The organism is Salinigranum rubrum (genome assembly GCF_002906575.1).
Taxonomy (GTDB): Archaea; Halobacteriota; Halobacteria; order Halobacteriales; family Haloferacaceae; genus Salinigranum; species Salinigranum rubrum.
The window spans coordinates 1252890-1272850 of sequence record NZ_CP026309.1; the positions used below are offsets into that span (position 1 = coordinate 1252890).

At 68.2% G+C, this 19961-nt stretch carries 17 protein-coding genes and 2 pseudogenes; 14 read left to right on the plus strand and 5 right to left on the minus strand.

Annotation, left to right across the window (positions count from 1 at the left end; translation table 11 throughout):
* Positions 1–34 precede the first annotated feature (34 nt).
* Positions 35–1513: an AMP phosphorylase gene (locus tag C2R22_RS06170; RefSeq protein ID WP_103424990.1), complete on the plus strand. Its 1479-nt coding sequence runs from the start codon at positions 35–37 to the stop codon at positions 1511–1513.
* Between the two features lie 41 nt (positions 1514–1554).
* Positions 1555–2502, plus strand: coding sequence for a ribose 1,5-bisphosphate isomerase (locus C2R22_RS06175; protein ID WP_394342381.1), 948 nt, complete (start codon positions 1555–1557; stop codon positions 2500–2502).
* Between the two features lie 324 nt (positions 2503–2826).
* Here the strand turns inward: C2R22_RS06175 and C2R22_RS06180 are convergent, their stop codons facing one another.
* Together C2R22_RS06180 and C2R22_RS06185 are read right to left on the minus strand one after the other, a co-directional pair.
* Entirely contained in the window at positions 2827–3747 is a 921-nt protein-coding gene (locus C2R22_RS06180) for a sodium:calcium antiporter (RefSeq protein WP_103424991.1), read from the minus strand.
* 33 nt (positions 3748–3780) lie between these two features.
* Positions 3781–5781, minus strand: a complete 2001-nt coding sequence (locus C2R22_RS06185; RefSeq protein ID WP_103424992.1) for a DEAD/DEAH box helicase — start codon at positions 5779–5781, stop codon at positions 3781–3783.
* A 119-nt stretch (positions 5782–5900) separates the two neighbouring features.
* On the opposite strand from C2R22_RS06185, the gene C2R22_RS06190 reads away from it, so the two are divergent.
* On the plus strand, positions 5901–7166 hold the full coding sequence (locus C2R22_RS06190; RefSeq protein ID WP_103424993.1) for a hypothetical protein: 1266 nt from the start codon (positions 5901–5903) through the stop codon (positions 7164–7166).
* 511 nt (positions 7167–7677) lie between these two features.
* Here C2R22_RS06190 and C2R22_RS06195 read toward each other — a convergent pair.
* From C2R22_RS06195 to C2R22_RS06205, 3 genes are all read right to left on the minus strand, one after another.
* Positions 7678–8856, minus strand: coding sequence for a pyridoxal phosphate-dependent aminotransferase (locus C2R22_RS06195; RefSeq protein ID WP_103424994.1), 1179 nt, complete (start codon positions 8854–8856; stop codon positions 7678–7680).
* A complete protein-coding gene (ribH, locus tag C2R22_RS06200; RefSeq protein ID WP_103424995.1) occupies positions 8853–9257 on the minus strand; it encodes a 6,7-dimethyl-8-ribityllumazine synthase in 405 nt (134 codons plus the stop codon). Before ribH ends, C2R22_RS06195 begins: the two co-directional genes overlap by 4 nt.
* Before the next feature lie 124 nt (positions 9258–9381).
* Entirely contained in the window at positions 9382–10458 is a 1077-nt protein-coding gene (locus tag C2R22_RS06205; protein WP_103424996.1) for a 2,3-butanediol dehydrogenase, read from the minus strand.
* Between the two features lie 156 nt (positions 10459–10614).
* Here C2R22_RS06205 and C2R22_RS06210 point away from each other — a divergent pair, with 156 nt between their 5' ends.
* The 11 genes and pseudogenes from C2R22_RS06210 to nuoK all read left to right on the plus strand — a co-directional run bounded on the left by C2R22_RS06210 (position 10615) and on the right by nuoK (position 19961).
* Complete coding sequence (locus tag C2R22_RS06210) at positions 10615–12369, plus strand: flippase activity-associated protein Agl23 (RefSeq protein ID WP_103424997.1); 1755 nt, start codon at positions 10615–10617, stop codon at positions 12367–12369.
* Between the two features lie 86 nt (positions 12370–12455).
* Positions 12456–13628 carry a 5-(carboxyamino)imidazole ribonucleotide synthase gene (locus C2R22_RS06215; protein ID WP_109745692.1) on the plus strand — a complete coding sequence of 391 codons (1173 nt, stop codon included), beginning with the start codon at positions 12456–12458 and terminating at the stop codon, positions 13626–13628.
* Between the two features lie 61 nt (positions 13629–13689).
* Positions 13690–14313 carry a 5-(carboxyamino)imidazole ribonucleotide mutase gene (gene purE, locus C2R22_RS06220; RefSeq protein WP_103424998.1) on the plus strand — a complete coding sequence of 208 codons (624 nt, stop codon included), beginning with the start codon at positions 13690–13692 and terminating at the stop codon, positions 14311–14313.
* A gap of 172 nt (positions 14314–14485) precedes the next feature.
* The gene (locus C2R22_RS06225) at positions 14486–14902 is read left to right on the plus strand and encodes an NADH-quinone oxidoreductase subunit A (protein WP_103424999.1); all 417 of its coding nucleotides are present in this window, start codon (positions 14486–14488) and stop codon (positions 14900–14902) included.
* Positions 14899–15600 (plus strand): NADH-quinone oxidoreductase subunit B, encoded by a 702-nt coding sequence (locus C2R22_RS06230; RefSeq protein ID WP_103425000.1) that lies wholly within the window; start codon positions 14899–14901, stop codon positions 15598–15600. Before C2R22_RS06225 ends, C2R22_RS06230 begins: the two co-directional genes overlap by 4 nt.
* A pseudogene (locus tag C2R22_RS06235) lies at positions 15597–17272 on the plus strand (NADH-quinone oxidoreductase subunit D). The gene C2R22_RS06230 and the pseudogene C2R22_RS06235 overlap by 4 nt, the downstream one beginning before the upstream one ends.
* A 148-nt stretch (positions 17273–17420) precedes the next feature.
* Complete coding sequence (locus C2R22_RS06240; protein ID WP_216824834.1) at positions 17421–18440, plus strand: complex I subunit 1/NuoH family protein; 1020 nt, start codon at positions 17421–17423, stop codon at positions 18438–18440.
* 1 nt (position 18441) lies between these two features.
* Positions 18442–18903: a NuoI/complex I 23 kDa subunit family protein gene (locus tag C2R22_RS06245; protein WP_103425002.1), complete on the plus strand. Its 462-nt coding sequence runs from the start codon at positions 18442–18444 to the stop codon at positions 18901–18903.
* A 53-nt stretch (positions 18904–18956) separates the two neighbouring features.
* Positions 18957–19241 carry an NADH-quinone oxidoreductase subunit J gene (locus tag C2R22_RS06250; RefSeq protein WP_103425003.1) on the plus strand — a complete coding sequence of 95 codons (285 nt, stop codon included), beginning with the start codon at positions 18957–18959 and terminating at the stop codon, positions 19239–19241.
* A complete protein-coding gene (locus tag C2R22_RS06255; protein WP_103425004.1) occupies positions 19238–19660 on the plus strand; it encodes an NADH-quinone oxidoreductase subunit J family protein in 423 nt (140 codons plus the stop codon). The genes C2R22_RS06250 and C2R22_RS06255 overlap by 4 nt, the downstream gene beginning before the upstream one ends.
* Positions 19660–19961, plus strand: a pseudogene (gene nuoK, locus C2R22_RS06260) (NADH-quinone oxidoreductase subunit NuoK). Before C2R22_RS06255 ends, nuoK begins: the two are co-directional and overlap by 1 nt.

Below are 19961 nucleotides of genomic sequence, written 5' to 3' on the forward strand. Positions count from 1 at the left end.
CTAGAGTTATGCGAGAGACACGTGTGCATCGGGTATGCAGTTCGCCGTCGAACCGGTCGACATCGCCTCCCGGTCGCCGACCGTCCTGTTGAACGAGAGCGACGCGGCCGACCTCGGCGTGCACCCGCTCGACCGCGTCCATCTCGACCACGCGGGCGGGACGACCGTCGGCATCGTCGAACTCACGGACCAGCTCGTCCCGCCGGGCGTCGTCGGAACGACCCGACGACTCGACACCATCTCCGGCCCGGTCGACGTCTCGCTGGCCCCGACGCCGGCGTCGGTGCGGTACATCCGCAAGAAGCTCGACGACATCGAACTCGAGCGCCACGAGTTCGAACGCATCGTCGACGACATCACCGACGACCGACTCGCGGACGTCGAACTGGGCGCGTACGTCGCCGGCGTCTACACGAACGGCCTCTCGCTGCAGGAGACGCTCTCGCTCACCGAGGAGATGACCGCGGCCGGCGAGGTCATCTCCTGGGACCCCAGCGTCGTCGCCGACAAACACTCCATCGGCGGGGTACCCGGCAACCGCGTCACCCCCGTCCTGGTTCCGCTCGTCGCCAGCGCGGGACTCACGATGCCGAAGACGTCGTCGCGTGCGGTGACCTCGGCGGCGGGCACCGCCGACACGATGGAGGTGTTCTGCGACGTCTCCTTCTCGCGCGCGGAGGTCGAACGCATCGTCGACGAGGCCGGCGCGTGCATCGTCTGGGGCGGTGCGGTGAATCTCTCGCCCGTCGACGACAAGATAATCCGCGCGGAGACGCCGCTCTCGTTGGACCCGCCCGGGCAACTCATCGCGTCGGTCCTCTCGAAGAAGAAGAGCGCGGGGTCGACGCACGTCGTCGTGGACATTCCGTACGGCGAGGGCGCCAAGATGGAGAGTCTCGCCGAGGCCCGGGAGTTCGCGGTCGACGTCCGTCGCGTCGGGGAACACATCGGGCTGACCGTCGAGTGTGCGATCACGCTCGGGTCACAGCCTATCGGCAGCGGTGTGGGGCCGACGCTGGAGGCGCGCGACGTCCTCGAAACGCTCGACGGCGCGGGGCCGGCCGACCTTCGGCTGAAGAGCATCCGCCTCGCGGACGTGCTGTTCGAGTGCTGTGGTGTCGACGCGGACGCGGCCGCCCTCCTCGACTCCGGCGCGGCCCGCGAGCGGTTCAGGCGCATCGTCGACGCGCAGGGTGGTGACCCGGAGGTCTCGCCCGGCGACCTCGAAGTGGGGAGACACACGCGGGTCGTCCACGCCGACCGCGCCGGCATCGTCACACACATCGACAACCGCCTCGTGAACGACGTCGCGCGGCGGGCGGGCGCACCGAGGGACCACGGCGCCGGCATCGACCTCCACTGCCGCGTCGGTGACACGGTCGAGACCGGCGAACCGCTCTGTACCGTCCACGCAGAGGTGAGCGCCAAGCTCGAGGACGCGTCGTCGCTCGTCGACCGGACCGAGATGATCCGCGTCAGGGGCGCGCGGGAGACGCTCGTCGAACGCGTCTGACGCCCGACTCACTTTTCACCGTCCGTGTGCCATCTATTCGCATGGGCGTGCACAGGGAGGTCCGCGAGACGGCCGAGGCCATCGACACCATGGAGATTCGAGGAGCGGCGGCCATCGCGGACGCGGCCGCCCGGGCGCTCCGGGCACAGGCGCGAGCGAGCGACGCCGACTCCCCCGAGGCCTTCCGTGGAGAACTGCGAGCCGCCGCGCGGACTCTGTTCGAGACGCGCCCGACGGCGGTGAGCCTCCCGAACGCGCTCCGCTACGTGCTCCACGGCATCGAGGGGGCGACCGTCGCGGCACTGCGCGAGTCGGTCGAAGCGACAGTCGCGGAGTTCTGCGTCCGACTGGACCACGCGCAGGCCGACCTCGGCGAGGTGGGCGCGAACCGTCTCCGCGACGGCGACGTCGTCATGACGCACTGTCACTCGACGGACGCGCTCGCGTGCATCGAGGTCGCTGTCGACCAGGGCAAGGAACTGGCGGCCATCGTCAAGGAGACGCGCCCGCGGAACCAGGGGCACATCACGGCGGAGGAACTGTCGGAACTGGGCGTCCCCGTGACGCTCATCGTCGACAGCGCGGCCCGGCACTACCTCAACGACGTCGACCACGTCCTCGTCGGGGCGGACTCCATCGCCGCCGACGGGAGCGTCATCAACAAGATCGGCACCTCCGGCCTCGCAGTCAACGCCCGGGACAGAGGAACACCGGTGATGGTCGCCGCCCAGACCCTGAAGCTCCACCCGGCGACGCTCACCGGCCACACCGTCGACATCGAGACCCGCGACGTCTCGGAAGTCGTCGACAGGGAGACCCGGACGGCCATCGGCGACCCGGACGTGGCGAACCCGGCGTTCGACGTCACGCCCCCGCGATACGTCGACGCCATCGTCACCGAGCGGGGGCAGTACCCGCCCGAGAGCGTCGTCACGCTGATGCGGGAACTGTTCGGTGAGGGGACGACGCGGCCGTGGGAAGGGGCGTGAGACCGACGTTCGGATTCGTCTCGGGCGTTTCGGTGACGCGCGGCCCCGCAGCCTCCGTGCCGCTCCCGCGAGCGGACGTGAGCGGGAAGCAGCGAGACCGGAGGTCTCGCCCAGGCGGGGACGCTCGTGCGAGGGATGAGCGAACGAACGAAGTGAGTGAGCGAATCGGCTGGGGAGGGCGTGGCTTCAGCGCCCTGGCGACTCCGCTCCGCGCTCCGCTGCTAGTCTGTCTCGACCGGCCCACGCATCCGTCCACTCACCCACTCCGACGACGATTTCGGAGAGGCTCGAGCAAAAACCGGGGTCACCGACCGGCCGTCGCGCTCACACGAACAGGAACGACGGGAGGTACAGCGCGAGACAGACCAGCGCCGCCCGGCGGCCGATGCCGCGACGCCAGTAGAACAGCCCCAGCACGACGAGCGAGACGACGAGCATGTACGCCGCCGCCGCCCGGACCGACGCGAGGTCCGTCACGACGACGTCGGCGACGAGCGCGCCGACGCCCAGCGAGAAGACGGGGTCGGTGATGTTGCTCCCGAGGATGGCGCCGACGGAGATGCCCGAGACGCCCCGGTGGGCGGCCAACCCCGCGACGAATATCTCGGGCGTGGTCGTCCCGAGACCGGTGAGCACGCCGACGAGGAACTCCGACACCCCGAGGAGACGAGCGATGGCGATGCCGTTCGTCACGAGCAACTGTCCCCCGACGACGACCAGTACGAGTCCGCCGACGATCCACGGCAGCGCGCGCTCGGGTGGTTCGGCCTCCTCGACGACCTCCTGGGCGACCTCGCTCCCACCCTCGTTGGTGTACAGTGTGTAGACGAAGTTCACGTACGCGAGCATCATCAGGAGCCCCTCCGACCGCTGGATCACACCGTCGTCGAGCGTCAGGAGCATCACGACCATCGCGAGCGTCATCGCCCCGCCGTAGATCATCACGTTCCGTCGCTCGGCGACGATGGGCGAGACGAGCGCGACGATGCCGATGGCGAGCGTTATCTGTGCCGTCTCCGAGCCCACGATGTTCCCGACGACGATGTCGCCCGCGCCGTACCACGCGCCGTACACCGAGGTCACCATCTCCGGGATGGAGGTTCCGACGGAGATGAGCGTGACGCCGACGAAGAAGGACGAGACGCCGTAGAAGCGAGCGACCTCGGCCGCGGCCGTCACGGCGCGGTCCGACCCGACGACGAGCGCCACGAGGCCGACGACGAACAGCGCGAGTTCGACCAGCATCGTCCGCCGAGACGGCGCTCGTCGGCAAAGCTCTTACTCGTCCGACAGATCGGGGACGAGTCGCTCCCGCACCTCCCGGAACGCGGTGCCGTCACCGCCGACCACGTCCGCGACGGCGGCCGCCGCGCCCAGGAGCCACTGCGCCCGCTCGACGCGCGATTCGAGGTCGCCCGGACCGATTCGGTACTCGTCGACCAGTTCCTCGGTCGAGGCGCCCTCGGCCCACTCCAGCAGGATTCTGGCCGTCTTCACCGATTCGAGCCACCGCTCGAATCGGTCGGTCGCGCCCATGTCCGTCGTGAGTTCGGCCGCGTGACGCCGGGCGTACTGGTACATCGTCGCCCGTTCGCGGTTGCCCAGGTAGGTGCCGTGCATGTCCGGCGTGTCGCAGACGACTTCGAGCGCGGTCAGTCCCGTCACGGACTCCATGCCCCGCATCGTCTCGATACCGCCCACGATGCGCGCGCCGGTCTGCGGCGCGATGTACTGTCGGGAGACGGCCTCGCCGAGCGCCGTCGCCGCCAGCGTTCCTCCGCTCTCGTTCCCTCCCTCGGCCTCACCGTCGTTCGTCCCGCCTTCCGTCTCACCCTCGCTCGCCTCGTTCTCCCCTGTCTCCGCCGTGAGCATCTCCCACTCGACCAGGTCCGCCACCACGCTCTCGACGAGGCCCGCGAGGCTCTCCTCGGGGCGGTCGTGCGCGTAGAACGTCGCGTCGAGCAGGTCGAGCACTCCTCTCTGAGAGTCGGCGAAACCCGAGGCGACGATGGCGAGGACGTGCGTCCGGAGCGCCTCGCGGTCGGCCAACTGTGACTCGACGGCCTCCGGTTCGGCGCCGACGTACCGCTCCCGTAACTCCTCCCGCCCGGCCTCGTCGCCGGCGACCAGCACCGCCTCGCCGTAGGGGTCGAGGTGGGGCCGACCCGCCCGCCCGCACATCTGGTGGACCTCCAGCACCGGAAGCCACTCCATCCCCGACCCGGTGTAGCGTTTCTGGTCACGGATGACGACCCGGCGCGCGGGGACGTTCACGCCCGCGGCGAGCGTCGGCGTCGCACAGATGCATTTCAACTCCCGACCGCGAAAGGCGTTCTCGACGAGCGCGCGGTGCTCCGCCCGGAGTCCCGCGTGGTGGAAGGCGACGCCCCCCTCGACGCACTCGGCGAGACGTCGGCCGGTGTCGGCCTGTCCCGCCTCGCGTATCTCCTCGGCGAGCGCGTCCGTCGTACCGATTCCCTCCCCGGACAGCCGTGTCGCCAACGCCTCCGCCTCCCGCCGCGACCGGACGAACGCGAGACACTGTCCCCCGTCGTCGATGGCGCCGCGGACGAGTTCGACCGTCGCCGCCGTGTCGGCGTTCTCCTCGTCCTCGTCGACCGCCACCGCGAGCGTCGAGCCGTCGTCGAAGTCGACCCGGCCCTCGGCGTACACCCCGGTCCGGAGGTCGACGGGTCGCCACCGGCTTCGGACGAGTTCGGCCCCGAGCCAGTCGGCGATTTCGTCGGGGTTGTCGACCGTCGCCGACAGCGCCACGACCTGCACGTCGGGCGCGCGGCGGCCGAGCGTCGCTATCGTCACTTCCAGCGTGGGCCCGCGTCCCTTCGATCCGAGGAGGTGGACCTCGTCGACGACGACGCAGGCGAGATCGTCGACCCACGACGCCCCGCTTCGAATCGCCGAATCGACCTTCTCGGCGGTGGCGACGACGATGTCGTACGACCCGAGTTCCTCCGCGGAGTCGAGGTCACCCGTCGAGATGCCGACCTCGACGCCCGGGAGTTCCGAGAACGTCTCGTACTTCTCGCGGGCGAGCGCGCGGAGCGGGACGATGTACAGCGCCGGCCCCTCGGACGTGAGCATCGCGAGTTCGGCGATGAACGTCTTCCCGCTCGCCGTGGGCACGGCGACGACGACGTTCTCGCCGCGGGTGACGCCCGCGTCGACGGCCGCCGCCTGCGGGGGGTAGAGTTCGACGATGCCCGCCGACTCGTAGTGGGCGACGAGGTCGTCGGCGAGCGGCAGGTCACGGACACGCATTCGTTCGTCCGTGGGGGCGTCCGGGTATAAAAGCCTCCGCGCGTGACGACGTCGCTCGCTCGAACGCACCCCGCACTCTCCCGCGGTGGGTATTAGCGACTCCCTGCCGATGCACAGCCGTGAACCGACGGACGCTCCTCGCCGCGCTCGGCTGTGCGGGCGCGCTGGCCGGCTGTGCCGCCCCACTCGCCCCTGACGCCCGCGAGCGGGAGAAACGCCGCGACGTCGACTCGCCACCGCCCGCTCCGCCGGCCAGCGTCCCGCTCGGCTACACTCATCTACGCCCCGACGGCAACCGATTCGTCGACAGTTTCGGGTCCCTCCCCGAAACCGACCCGGTCGACGTCGCGCTCGACGCGCGGCCCGAGTGGGTCGTCGGCGTTCCTCGTGAGGAGGGCGTCCTGCTCGGCGTCGTCACGAGCGAGGACGCCGAGGCGGTTTCGGTCGGGGGACGAGAGGCCGAGACGGCCGACGTCGACCTCGGTCCGGCCCGAGGGCCACCGCTGCTCGTCGGCGGGTCGGACCCGCGATTCGCTCCGGCTCTCGGGTCCCCGACGACGCATCCGGTTCCGACGACCGGCGGGTGGGCGTCCGTGACTACCGAAGGCAGGGTCCGACTCCCCGGCGGGACGAACGCCGACGTGGACGCGCTCCCCGACGCGCGTATCGTGAGCGCGGCGGGGCGGCTGTACGTCCTCGCCGGTCGAACGAACGCGTACGCCCACGGCGTCCTCGGCGACGAACTCGAAGCCCGTTCCGTTGCCGTGCTGGACCCCGCCGGCGGCGTCGAGACGACGCTGGAGCCCCCCTCGGGCGTCATCGAGGGCATCGCGCCCATTGTCGCCGACGTCGACGACGACGGCGAGCGCGAGGTGGTCGTGACCGTGAGCGACGCCGAGCGGGGTGCGCGGCTCGTCGCGCTCTCGGAATCTGGTGAGACGCTGGCGGGGCCGCCCGTCGGGTCGGGTTTCCGGTGGCGACACCAGTTGGCCGTCGCGCCGTTCGGCCCCGATGGAGACGTCGAGATAGCGGCGGTGAAGACGCCACACGTCGGCGGGACGGCGGAGTTCTACCGCGCCGACGGCGACGCGCTGCGTCTCGTGGCCGAGCGCCGCGGCTACTCGACGCACGCCATCGGCTCGCGCAACCTCGACGGGGCGGTCGCAGGTGACCTCGACGGCGACGGTCGGGTCGAGTTGCTCGTCCCCGACGACTCGTGGCGCGAACTCGCGGGGCTACGGCGGGTCGATGAGGGAGGCGTCGAGGAGCCCTGGCGACTCCCGCTCGGTGGGCGGCTGACGACGAACCTGTGTGCCGTGTCGGGGGAGAGGGGTGTCGTCGTCGCGGCCGGCTTCGACCAGACGCTCAGGGTGTGGCCGACGTAACCACACGAACGCGAGGGGAGGGAGTAGCGATCACGAGAGCAGTGTCGACTCGCTCAGTGCCGTTCCGGTGTACAGCGGTGGACACGAGTGGCTTCGTTGGTGGTGGTGTCATTGAGAGCAGGTCGAACGCAGGCACTCGGGCAGTGAAGCCACGCCCTCCCCAGCCGATTCGCTCGTTTCACTCGCGAAAACCTCGCGCGATGCCGGCACGACACGAAGTCGTGCCAGCACGCGCCACCGCTCTGTGCGGTTGCGGGTGGCGCGTGAGAGCGAACGGAGTGAGCGAACGCGCGAGGGTCGGCTCGCGCTCCATGCGCGAGCAACCGGCTGGGGAGGGGGAGGCGTACACCGTCCTGGCGACGCTGCGGTCTCCCCGCTGTGAGCCGTCCTCGATACCGTCCTGCCGCTCAGTATCGCCTCATCCCTCGCACAGAGTCACGTCTCGGTCGGAGACGTCGTCTCACGACGTGGGCGGATGCGCGACTCTCGAAAAAATCCCCGTCTCCCGGCCTCAGATGAGGTCGGCCTCGGCGAGACGGTCGACCGCCTCGCGGAGTCGGTCCTCGCTCGCGGCGTAGGAGATACGGGCGTAGCCGGGCGCGCCGAACGCGCTGCCGGGCACGGTCGCGACCTGCGCCTGTTCGAGGGCGTCCTCACACCACTGCTGGTCGTCCCCGTCAGGGGCGAACTTCGGCATCATGTAGAACGCGCCGTCGGGATGGGGAACCTCGACGTCGTGTTCGTCGAAGAGGTCGACGAGCATGTCCCGGCGCTCGCGGAACGCCTCGCGCATCTCGACGACCGTGTCGTCCGTCCGGGACGAGAGGGCCTCGACGCCGGCGTGCTGGACGAAGTTCACCGCGCAGGAGACCGAGTGCGAGTGGACCTTTCCGGCCTGCGAGACGAGTTCCTCCGGCGCGCAGTAGTAGCCGAGCCGCCACCCGGTCATGGAGAACGCCTTCGAGAAGCCGTTGAGGGTGATGGTTCTGTCTTCCATCCCGTCCAGGGAGGCGAGCGACGTGGGTTCGACGTCGTAGGCGATGCGCTCGTATATCTCGTCGGAGATGACGGCGACGTCGTGTTCGACCGCGAGGTCGCGGACGCCTTCGAGCGCCGCGTCGGTGAAGACCGACCCGGTCGGGTTCGACGGGGAGTTGACGACGAGGAGTTCGGTGTCGTCGCTGACCGCCTCGGCGAGGTCGTCGAGGGCGGGTTCGAGCTGGAAACCGTACGGCGAGAGGTCGACGCGGGAGAGGGAGCCGCCGGCGAGCTTCACCATCGCCTCGTAGGAGACCCACGCCGGGTCCAGGAGCACCACCTCGTCCCCGTCGTCGACGACGGTCTGGATGACCTCGAAGAGGCCCTGCTTGCCGCCGGGGGTGACGACGACGTTGTCCGACGTGCAGGCGATGCCGTTACCCTGGAGCTTCTCCGCGATTGCCTCGCGGAGTTCGGGGATGCCGTTCGAGGAGGTGTACCCCGTGTGGCCGGCGTCCATCGCGTCCTTGCCGGCCTGGACGACGTTTTCGGGGGTGGGGAAGTCGGGTTCGCCCACCGAAAGGTCGATGACGTCTTTCCCCTCCGCTTCGAGTTCCGAGGCGAGGTTCGAGATGGCGAGGGTCGCGCTCGGCTCCACCCGTTCGACCCGCGCCGCGAAGTCGAACTCGTGTGCGTGTCCGTGTTCGCTCATGCTAGTGAGTCCACCATTTCGACCGCGGCGTATACCGCTTCCGCTCCTTTGTCGAGGCGCTCGCGCGCCTCGGCGCCGCTCATCCCCGGGCCGGAGACGCCGAACAGCACCGGCGTGTCGCGGTCGAGGCTCACCTGCGTCAACCCCTGCGCGGCCGCGTCGGCGATGACGCGGTCGTGGTCGGTGTCGCCGGTGACGATGGCGCCGACGACGACCACGGCGTCGACGTCGTCGCGGCGGGCGAGTCGGTCCGCCGCGAGCGGGGTGTCGTAACTCCCCGGCACCGAGAGCGTCTCGACGACCTCCGCGTCGTGTTCGGCGGCGGCCTCCCGTGCGCGTTCTGCCATCGGTCCCGTCACCGACTCGTTGAAGCTCGCGACGACCAGTCCCAGTCGGGTCATACCCGTGGGTCCGCCGGTGGGGTAAAAGAGGTGTCGTCCGGCGTCCAGCGTCCGGTGTGGCGGCGGCACCGTCGCTGGAGGAGCGACGGTCGCCCCGACCCGATTCCCCGACCTCGACCGTGGCTCAGGAGTTGGGGTCGACCAGGATCTTTACCTGGTTGCTCTCGGGGTCGAGGAGCGACTCGAAGCCGCCGTCGACGATGTCGTCGAGGCCGATGCGCGCCGTGATGAGCGGGTCGACGTCGAGGGTTCCATCGGCGAGCATGTCGATGACCATCCCGTACTCCTCGTCCGCGCGCGGCCCGCCCAGGTACGCGAGCGTCCCCGTGATGGTCCGTTCGCCGAGCACGAGGTCGATGGGGTGGGAACTCGCCTCCTCCTCGAAGATGCTGACGATGGTCGTCGTCCCGTGCGGGCGCGTCGCTTGGATGGCCTGCTTGTACGTCGCCTCGATGCCCGCGACCTCGAACGTCTGGTCGACGCCGCCGTCCGTCAGGTCGCGAATCTCCTCGACCGCGTCGATGTCTGAGGGGTCGATGAGCGTCGTCGCGCCGGACTGTTCCGCCAGGTCCCGGCGGGCCTTGCGGGGCTCGGAGACGATGATTTCGCCCGCCCCGGCGGCGCGCAGCGACTGGATGACCGACAGGCCGATGGGACCGCTGCCGAACACGGCGGTGACGTCGCCCGCCTGGACCCCGGCGCGGCGGACGGCGTGTAAGCCGACGGCGAGCGGTTCGACCAGCGCGCCGTGTTCGATGGGGACGCCGTCGACGAGCGGGACGGCCTGGTGTTCGCTCACGACGACGCTCTCGGAGAACCCGCCCCCTCCCCCGGAGAGGCCCACGAACCCGATGGAGCTACAGATGTGGTAGTTGCCCTCCCTGCACTGCCGACACTCGCCGCACGAGAGGATGGGATTGATGGCGACCGCATCGCCGGTTTCGAGCGAGTCGACGCCGTCGCCCACCTCGCTCACGACGCCGCTGAACTCGTGGCCCATCGTGACGGGAAGCTTCTCTCCGGAGATGGGGTGTGGCTCCTCGCCCGGAATAAAAATCGGCCCGGCGGCGTACTCGTGGAGGTCCGTCCCGCAGATGCCACAGGTCTCGACGTCGACCCGCACCTGCCCCCGACCGACCGTCCCGGGTTCGACGTCTTCGATGCGTACGTCCTTCTGACCGTAGTACACTGCTGCGCGCATTGCGTCAGTAGGGAACACCCATAAAATGATAAATCATCACATATGCTATGTAACACGAACGTCGAGACCGGAACGAACACGGCTCGGACCCCTCTCGGGACGGGCGTTCGATGCGGAACACAAGAGTTGTAATCCCCGGATACCCGACTACCACCCATGCGTACCGACGAGGGGCCGCTCGCCTCGAAGACGTTCCTCGCCCTCTGTGGACTCTCGCTTCTCGCCCTCCTCTTCCGCGTCGTCTCGCTCGGCGGTCGCGTGATGCACTGGGACGAGGGGCGGGTCGGCTACTGGATTCTCAGATACGGGGAGACTGGAGTTCACTCGTACCGTCCCATCGTCCACGGCCCGTTCCTCCCCATCGTCAACGACTACCTGTTCGCGCTCCTCCCCGCGTCGGACTTCGCCGCCCGCCTCCCCGTCGCCGTCGTCGGCGGTCTCTTCCCGCTCGCGGCGTGGCTCTTCCGCGACCATCTCGACGACGACGAGGTGGTCGCACTCGGCGCACTGTTCGCGCTCAACCCCCTCCTCGTCTACTACTCGCGGTTCATGCGCAACGACGTCCTCGTCGCCGTCTTCTCGGTCGTGGCGTTCGGTCTCCTCGTCCGCCTGCTGGTGACCCGTCGCCTCGGCTATCTGGTCGGTGCCGGCGCGTCCATGGGGCTGGCGTTCACGACGAAGGAGAACGCGCTGCTCTACGTGGCGTGCTTTCTGGGTGCCGGCGTCCTCCTCTTGGACCACCGACTCGTCCGCGAGACGCGGGCGGGCACCCGCCTGAGCGACGTCCTCGCCGAGACGTGGCCCACCGCCGTCTACCGGTGGGTGAGAGACGACGAGGAGACGTTCGAGCGCGGCCTCGCCCGGGTCGGCGTCTACTCCCTCGGCGCGCTCGCGGCGTTCTTCCTCGTCGTCGTGTTCTTCTACGCCCCGCGCCCGGACCTGTGGTCCGCGCTCGCGAACCCGGCCGCGCTCCCGGGCGTCGTCGAGGCAGGCACGGTCGCCCCCGCAGAGCGCCTCTACGGTACCTGGATCGACGGCGGCCACCAGGACAACGACTACCTCACGTTCCTGTACGGCTACCTGGAGACGTTCGTCTACGGCGCGCCGGTCGTTCTCGCGTTCGGCCTCGTCGGCGCGCTGTTGGACCGCTACTCGCCCGCGAACCCGGGCTTTCGCCCCCTGGTCGCCTTCGCGGTCTACTGGGGGCTCGCCAGCGTCGTCGGCTACCCGCTGGCGACCGACATCGAAGCGCCGTGGGCGGTCATCCACGCCGTCGTCGCCTTCGCCATCCCCGCCTCGGTCGGGCTAGCGTTCGTCGTCCGCACCGGCGTCGACTCGCTGCACGACGACGACCGCGTCTCGACCGGCCTCGCCGCACTGGTCCTTCTTGCCGCCATCGGCGGCACGCTCGGCGCGAACGTCGCCTACTGGAACTCGACCGAGGAGGCGGACAAGCAGGTCCTCCAGTGGGCCCAGCCCAGCAACGACCTCCGCGAGTCCATCGTCGACGTCCGGGCGGTCGCGGAGACCAACGACGGGACCGACGTCCTCTTCTACGGCACGACGACGCCCGGCGGTGACTCCGTTGAGTTGTACGTCTCCAACGAGTCGTCGGCGGACACGCCCCCGCCGGGCGGCCCCGCCTGGCACTCGCGGCTCCCGCTCCCGTGGTATCTCGAACTGTCCGACGCCGAGGTGACCTCGACCGCACCCGACACGCCCCCCGAGGAGGCGCTCGCGGACGCGCCGCCGGTCGTCATCGCCCACGACTGGGACCGCGACGAGATAGAACCGCACCTGGAGGGCTACACGGTCCGCGAGCACGCCTTCAAGCTCTGGGGCGAGCACATCGTCGTCTTCGTCGACGAGGACGCCCTCCAGCGGGCCGAACAGCGTGACCCGAGCCTCTGAGCGGGCACGGCGAACGTTCCACGTTCGTGGTCATCTCACGACCCGAGGTGGCAACTCTTATGCACTGACGTACAGCAGTACCGCGTGTGACGCTCGACTCCGACTTCACCATCCCCGGCCCGACGCTCGGCGTCGTCGGCGGGGGGCAACTCGGCCGGATGATGGCCGAGGCCGCGGCCCCGCTCGGCGTCAGCGTAGTCGTGCTCGACCCGACTCCCGACTGCCCCGCGTCGGTCGCCGCCGACCAGGTCGTCGGCTCCTTCGACGACCCGGAGGGAGTCGCCGAACTCGCGGCTCGCTGTGACGTCCTCACGTACGAAATCGAACTCGCCGACCCCGACCTCCTTGACGAGGTGAGTCGGGAGGCGAACGTGCCGGTCCATCCCTCGCCCGACACGCTCCGACTCATCGAGGACAAACTCGAACAGAAGGCGGCGTTCGAGGACAGGGGGATTCCCGTCCCGCCGTTCGAGCGCGTGGACTCGGTGGCCGACCTCGAATCCAGCGTGGAACGGTTCGACGGCGTCATGCTGAAGGCGCGCCGCGGCGGCTACGACGGCCGCGGTAACGTCCCCGTCCGCTCTCCCGACGAGGCGGCCGACGCGCTCGCCGAACTCGACGGGAAGGCGATGGCCGAGGCGTTCGTCGACTTCGACCGCGAACTCTCGGTCATCGGCTGTGTGGGCGAAGCGGAGACCAGCACGTTCCCCGTCGGCGAGAACGTCCACGAGGAGGAGATTCTCAGGGAGACGGTCGTCCCCGCGCGGACGACCGACGAGGTGACCGCACGGGCAGAAGCGGTCGCCCGCGACGTCCTCTCTGTCCTCGACGGCCGCGGCGTCTACGGCATCGAACTGTTCGAGGTCGACGGCGAAATCCTCGTCAACGAGGTGGCCCCGCGACCGCACAACTCCGGCCACTGGACCATCGAGGGGGCCGTCACGTCGCAGTTCGAACAGCACATCCGGGCCGTCCTCGGGTGGCCGCTCGGGTCGACCCGGTTGCGCGCGCCGACCGTGTCGGCGAACGTCCTCGGAACGGTCGAGGCTCCCCGTGAAGCCCGTCTCGGTGACGTCGACGCCGTCCTCTCGGAACCCGGGGCAGCGCTGCACTGGTACGGGAAACACGAGGTCCGCCCGCTGCGGAAGATGGGCCACGTGACGCTCGTGGGCGACGCTGGCGAGAGCGAGGCGGACGTGGACACGGACTCGCTCCTCGCACGCGCGAGAGAGACACGGGACGGTCTCACGTTCCGCTGACCGACGAGTCCACTCGTTCCACCGGCCGACAGCCCGCACGACACACACGAGACCACCGCCAATGACCGACGAATCCGAACTCATCGACCGACTCCGCGACGAAGCCGCACAGGACATCGACCCCGAGGCGACGCCCGACGTGGGCATCATCATGGGCTCGGACTCGGACCTCCCCGTGATGGAGGGCGCGTACGAGGCGTTCTTCGAACTCGGGTTCGCAGAGCAGACCGACTTCTCGAACCCCCCCGACGAGCGGTTCACCTTCGAGAGCTACGTCGTCTCCGCGCACCGAACCCCGGACCTGATGTACGCGTACGCCGACACCGCCGAGGCGCGCGGCATCGACGTCATCGTCGCGGGCGCGGGTGGCAAGAGTGCGGACCTCCCGAACATGACCGCCTCCATCGCCTTTCCCGTTCCCGTCGTGGGCGTCCCCGTCCAGGAGAAGTCCGTCGATTCGGTGATCGGTATGCCGACGGGCGCACCGATCACGGCGGTCGACGCGGGCAAGTCGTTCAACGCCGCCCTGTCGGCCGCACAGACCCTCGCGCGCGAGCACAGCGAGGTGCGCGAGCGCCTCGTCGCGTTCCACGAGGACCAGAAGGCGGGCGTCGCGGACGTCTCCCGCGACCTCCACGACCTGGGACTCGCGGGCTTCCGCGAGCGGCACGCCGACGGCGAATAGCCGAAAACCGGGCGACGGCGACACCGTCGTGTGGTATCACACTGCACGACTTTCTGCGCGTCACGTCGGTCCGGGAAGTTAACCGACGGAGCGGTGTTGGGTCGCTCCCAAGAGCACAAATCAACGCTTATAACGGTGGTGTTCTAACCGACGGACGATAGGAGACTTCCGTATGAACGATTGGATAGCAATCGGCGCGTTGGGCCTCGTCGGTGTCGGCATCCCGCTGGGGATGATGGCCGTCTCGGCGATACTGCGCCCGACAGTGCCGGAACAAGGCAAGAGCGCCACCTACGAGAGCGGTGAGGTGCCGACGGGGACGGCGCGCGTCCAGTTCAACATTCAGTACTACATGGTCGCGCTGCTGTTCGTCATCTTCGACATCGAGACTGTTCTCATCCTCCCGTGGACCGTTATCTACCGGTCCGCGCTCGAGCAGGGCGCGAGCCTGGCGACCGTGTTACTGCCGATGTTGGTGTTCATCGGCGTGCTGGTCGTCGGCCTCGTGTGGGCGTGGCGCAACGGCGCCGTCAGGTGGGTCAAGAGCCCGCGTGCGAGCCGCCAGAAGACAGAGAGACAAGACGCATGAGCAGCGACAACAAACCGTTCGTAACCGACGACGCACAGGTACAGACCGCGACCCGGGACGCTCGAATGTCCGGTGCCGACGACCGGTTCAACTCCACGCTGAGAGAGGCGTTCGGCTCCTCGCCGTTCATCCTCACGAAGTTCGACCAGTTCATGAACTGGGTCCGCGGGTCGTCGATGTTCATGCTGCAGTTCGGCATCGCCTGCTGCAGCATCGAGATGATGCACACCTACGCCGTCAAGCACGACCTCGACCGCTTCGGCGCCGGTGTGCCGCGGGCCAGCCCCCGACAGGCGGACGTCATCATCGTCCCCGGGACCATCGTCTCGAAGTTCGCCCCGCGGATGAAGCGCGTCTACGACCAGATGCCCGAGCCGAAGTTCGTCATCGGCATGGGCTCGTGCACTATCTCGGGCGGCCCGTTCCAGGAGGGGTACAACGTCATCAAGGGCGCCGAGGAGGTCATCCCGGTCGACATCCACGTCCCCGGCTGTCCGCCCAGACCGGAGGCGCTCGTCTACGGCGTCGCCAAACTGCAAGAGCGCATCGCCAACGGCGAGTCCGCGCCGGTCACCGTGAAACCCTACGAACTCGAACAGTTCGGCGACCTCGAACGCGACGAAATCGTCGACCAACTCGCCGAGGATATCGACACCGACGACCTCGTCATGCGGTACAACTGGGGTGACTCGCCATGAGCCTCGAAGAGCCGAGCGACTCGACGCCCGAACTCGTCGAGGAGTCGCTTCCGACCACCGGCGAGGCGCTCGAAGAACTGCTCGGTGATCGCGTCCTCAAGCGCGACGACCACCTCAACGCACCGGGCTTCGAAATCCGCCCCGACGCCGTCCAGGACGTCCTCTCGACGCTCAGGGAAGAAGCCGGCTTCGACCACCTCTCGTGCGTCACGGCCCAGGAGTACGAGGACCGCTACGAATCCATCTACCATCTCACCTCGTACGACGACCGCACGCGCGAAGTGAGCGTCGTCGTCCCCACCGCGAAAGACGCGCCGAAGAGCCAGACGGCCGAACCGGTGTTCCGGACGGCGGACTGGCACGAGCGGGAAGCGTACGACCTGGTGGGCATCGAGTACGAGGGTCACCCCGACCTGCGCCGCATCTTACTCCCCGAGACGTGGCAGGGTCACCCCCTCTCGCTCGACTACGACCAGGACCGCCCACAGATCGTCACGCTCAAAGAGCACGCCAACCCGCTGCAGGAGGACCACAAGGACGACGAGGGCAACACGATGTTCGTCAACATCGGCCCCCACCACCCCGCGACCCACGGCGTCCTCCACGTGAAGACGACGCTCGACGGCGAACAGATCGCCGACCTCGAATCGGACATCGGCTACCTCCACCGGTGTGAGGAGCAGATCTGTCAGCAGGGCACGTACCGCTACCAGATCATGCCCTACCCGGACCGCTGGGACTACATCTCGGCGGGGCTGCTGAACGAGTGGGCGTACGCGCGCGTGGCCGAGGACATGGCCGACATCGAAGTCCCCGAGTACGCACAGATCATCCGGACCCTCGGGGCGGAGGTGTGCCGCATCGCCTCGCACATGCTCGCCGTGGGGACGTTCGCGCTGGACGTCTACGGCGATTTCACGGCCATCTTCATGTACGCCGTCCGCGACCGCGAGAAGGCACAGAACATCCTCGAGGACCTCACCGGTCAGCGGCTGATGTTCAACTACTTCCGATTGGGAGGCGTCGTCTGGGACCTCCCCGAACCGCGCGAGGACTTCTTCGACAAGATCCGGACGTTCATCGACGAACTCCCCGAGGCGCTCGAGGAGTACCACGACATGATCTCCGCGAACGAGATCCTCCAGGTCCGGACCGTCGGAACGGGCGTCCTCCCCCCGAAGTCGCCAAATCGTACGGCGCGACCGGCCCCGTTGCGCGCGGGTCGGGCGTCGACTACGACCTCCGTCGTGACGACCCGTACGGCTACTACGACGAACTCGACTGGAACGTCGTCACCGAGGACGGCTGCGACAACTACTCGCGCCTCCTGGTCCGACTCCGCGAGGTCGAAGAGTCGGCGAAGATCATCGAACAGTGCGTCGACCTCCTGGAGGACTGGCCCGAGGACGAGCGGAACATCCAGGCGAACGTTCCCCGGACGCTGCGCCCCGAGGACGACACCGAAATCTACCGCGCGGTCGAGGGTGCGAAGGGTGAACTCGGCATCTACATGCGCGCGGACGGGACGGACAAGCCCGCGCGCTTCAAGATCCGCTCGCCCTGCTTCTCGAACCTTCAGACGTTGCCCGAGATGTCCGAGGGCGAGTACATCCCCGACATGATCGCGTCGCTCGGCAGCCTCGACATCGTGCTCGGTGAGGTGGACCGGTAATGCCAGGGCCGGTGCTGCTCCAGTCCGGGAACGGGACAGCGACCGCGACCCGACAGCGAACGGAACCGCCACCGCGACGGCGAACGGAACCGCGAACGCCACCGCGGCCGGAACGGGTGGGGTCGGCGGCGCACCGCTCCCCGATGCCATCGCCGGTCTGCTCGGTCTCGACGGCGTCGCCGGCGCGGTCGTCGGTGGACTCATCGGCGCGTTCATCATCGCGAACCTGATGCTGACGATGACGGCCGTCGCGGGACCGTGGGCGAAGCGGAAGATCACCGCCGCGTTCACCGACCGCATCGCGGTCAACCGCATCGGCCCGTTCGGCCTGCTCATCATCGTCGCCGACGCCGTCCGACTCCTGTCGAAGGAGCTCATCGTCCCCGAAGGGGTCGACCGGCCGGCGTGGGACCTCGCGCCCATCGTCCTCCCGTTCTCGGCACTCCTGGGCTTCGCCGTCATCCCGCTCGGCTCGGGAATTCAACTCGCCGACCCCGAGACGGGGCTGGCGTTCGCCTTCGCGGCGGCGTCTATCGCCTCGCTCGGGCTGGTGATGGCGGGCTACGCGTCGAACAACAAGTACTCGCTCCTCGGTGGGCTGCGCTCTATCGCGCAGAACATCGCGTACGAGATTCCGCTCGTCGTCACCGCGGCGTCGGTCGTCATCTTCACCGGAACGCTCCAGATGAGCGAAATCGTCGCTGTTCAAGCGGAGCCGCTCGTCACCGTCGCGGGGGTGTCGATTCCGCAGTGGTTCGCGTTCGTCAACCCGTTCGCGTTCGTGCTGTTCCTCGCGGCGAACATGGCCGAGATCGGTCGCAATCCGTTCGACATCCCGGAGGCGCCGACCGAAATCGTCGCCGGCTACCAGACGGAGTACTCCTCGGTCTACTTCGTGCTGTTCTACCTCGGCGAGTTCATCCACATCTTCCTCGGCGGCGCGCTCGTCGCCGTGCTGTTCCTCGGTGGCCCCGCGGGACCGATCCTGCCGGGGTTCGTGTGGATGATCATCAAGATGTGGGCGTTCTTCCTGTTCACACAGTGGTGCCGTTCGGCGGTGCCGCGCGTCCGCATCGACCAACTCATCGAGATAGGCTGGAAGGGCATGCTCGTCCTTTCGTTTGCGAACCTGGTGCTCACGGCCATCATCGTGGGGGTGATCGCGTAACATGATCGGACTACTCAAAGGTATGGCAGTGACGATGAAGCACGCGCTCGACGGGCAGACGTTCACCGTCGAGTATCCCGAAGCAGAACCCGAAGTGAGCCCGCGGTTCAGAGGGGTTCACAAGTTCTCACAGGAGCGGTGTATCTGGTGCCGCCAGTGTGAGAACGTCTGTCCGAACGACACCATCCAGATCGTCACGGACGACAAGCGCAACGGCGAGCAGTACAACCTCCACATCGGGCAGTGCATCTACTGCCGGCTCTGTGAGGAGGTCTGCCCCGTCGACGCCATCCTGCTCACCCAGAACTTCGAGTTCACGGCGGACACGAAGAACGAGTTCGTCTACAACAAAGAACAGCTCAAGAACGTCCCCTGGTACAAGGGGCTGGACCCGCTCAACGAGCGCAACCCCGACCGCAACGCGTGGGTCGGCGAAAGCGACGGCGAGGTCGACTACCAGTAATCGTCCGAGCGTTCTCGAAATCTTCAAAGGGCATCCACAAGGAGACACACACAATGGCTACCGTTTATGAACTGGCCGCGTTCTTGCTGTTCGCGCTCGTGACGATCGGGAGCAGCCTCGGCGTCGTCCTCGTGCGGGACGTCTGGCACTCCGCACTGTTCCTCGGGGGCGCGCTGTTGAGCGTCGCGGTGCACTACGTGATGTTGCAGGCGGAGTTCCTCGCCGCCATGCAGATCCTCGTCTACGTGGGCGGGGTTCTCGTCCTCATCACGTTCGCCGTGATGCTGACGCGGACGGAACCGACAGACGCGGACGAACCGGAAGTGAGTCGCACATGAAACCAACCACCAGACCCGAACTCGACCTGGGCTCGCATCTCGTGCCGGGGCTCGCGGCAGTCGTGCTGTTCGCGGTCATGGCCGTCGCGTTCCTCAACGCACAGTTCCCCGAACCGCAGGGTTTCCCGGCCGACGCGAGCATCACCGCGAGCATCGGCTACGCGATGTTCAACCTCGACTTCGGCGGCGTCCCCTCGGAGTCGCTCCTCGTCGCGTTCGAGATCATCGACCTCGTGCTCGTGGCGGCGCTCGTGGGCGCGGTCTTACTCGCGCGCCGCGAGAACGAGGGACGGAACGTCTCGCTTCTGACCGACGGCGGGCGAGAACTGAAACGGACCCTCCTCGGCGAGGACGGAGACGAGGGTACCGACGCCGACGCCGGCACCGACGTTGGCGCCGACGCGGGGGGTGACCGCTGATGGTTCCGCCGGAGTGGTACCTCCTGCTCTCGGGTGCGGTGTTCTGCATCGGCCTGTTCGGCATCCTGACGAAGCGTAACGCGCTCTTGTTCTTGATGTCGGTCGAGCTCATGCTGAACGCCGCGAACATCAACCTCGTCGCGTTCTCGCAGTTCTGGGGAACGTCACGGGGCAGACGTTCGGACTGTTCACCATGGCGCTGGCCGCCGCCGAGGTGGCGGTCGGAATCGGCATCATCCTCGTACTGTACCGCAACTTCAACGACGTCGACGTCACAAGCGCGACGACGATGAGGTGGTAA

Coding starts and splice junctions, on each gene's coding strand:
- C2R22_RS06175 (WP_394342381.1), top strand. CDS start 1,555: ATGGGCGTGCACAGGGAGGTCCGCGAGACGGCCGAGGCCATCGACACC.
- C2R22_RS06205 (WP_103424996.1), bottom strand. CDS start 10,458: ATGCGCGCAGCAGTGTACTACGGTCAGAAGGACGTACGCATCGAAGAC.
- C2R22_RS06250 (WP_103425003.1), top strand. CDS start 18,957: ATGGCTACCGTTTATGAACTGGCCGCGTTCTTGCTGTTCGCGCTCGTG.
- C2R22_RS06230 (WP_103425000.1), top strand. CDS start 14,899: ATGAGCAGCGACAACAAACCGTTCGTAACCGACGACGCACAGGTACAG.
- C2R22_RS06245 (WP_103425002.1), top strand. CDS start 18,442: ATGATCGGACTACTCAAAGGTATGGCAGTGACGATGAAGCACGCGCTC.
- C2R22_RS06225 (WP_103424999.1), top strand. CDS start 14,486: ATGAACGATTGGATAGCAATCGGCGCGTTGGGCCTCGTCGGTGTCGGC.
- purE (WP_103424998.1), top strand. CDS start 13,690: ATGACCGACGAATCCGAACTCATCGACCGACTCCGCGACGAAGCCGCA.
- C2R22_RS06170 (WP_103424990.1), top strand. CDS start 35: ATGCAGTTCGCCGTCGAACCGGTCGACATCGCCTCCCGGTCGCCGACC.
- ribH (WP_103424995.1), bottom strand. CDS start 9,257: ATGACCCGACTGGGACTGGTCGTCGCGAGCTTCAACGAGTCGGTGACG.
- C2R22_RS06195 (WP_103424994.1), bottom strand. CDS start 8,856: ATGAGCGAACACGGACACGCACACGAGTTCGACTTCGCGGCGCGGGTC.
- C2R22_RS06255 (WP_103425004.1), top strand. CDS start 19,238: ATGAAACCAACCACCAGACCCGAACTCGACCTGGGCTCGCATCTCGTG.
- C2R22_RS06180 (WP_103424991.1), bottom strand. CDS start 3,747: ATGCTGGTCGAACTCGCGCTGTTCGTCGTCGGCCTCGTGGCGCTCGTC.
- C2R22_RS06185 (WP_103424992.1), bottom strand. CDS start 5,781: ATGCGTGTCCGTGACCTGCCGCTCGCCGACGACCTCGTCGCCCACTAC.
- C2R22_RS06210 (WP_103424997.1), top strand. CDS start 10,615: ATGCGTACCGACGAGGGGCCGCTCGCCTCGAAGACGTTCCTCGCCCTC.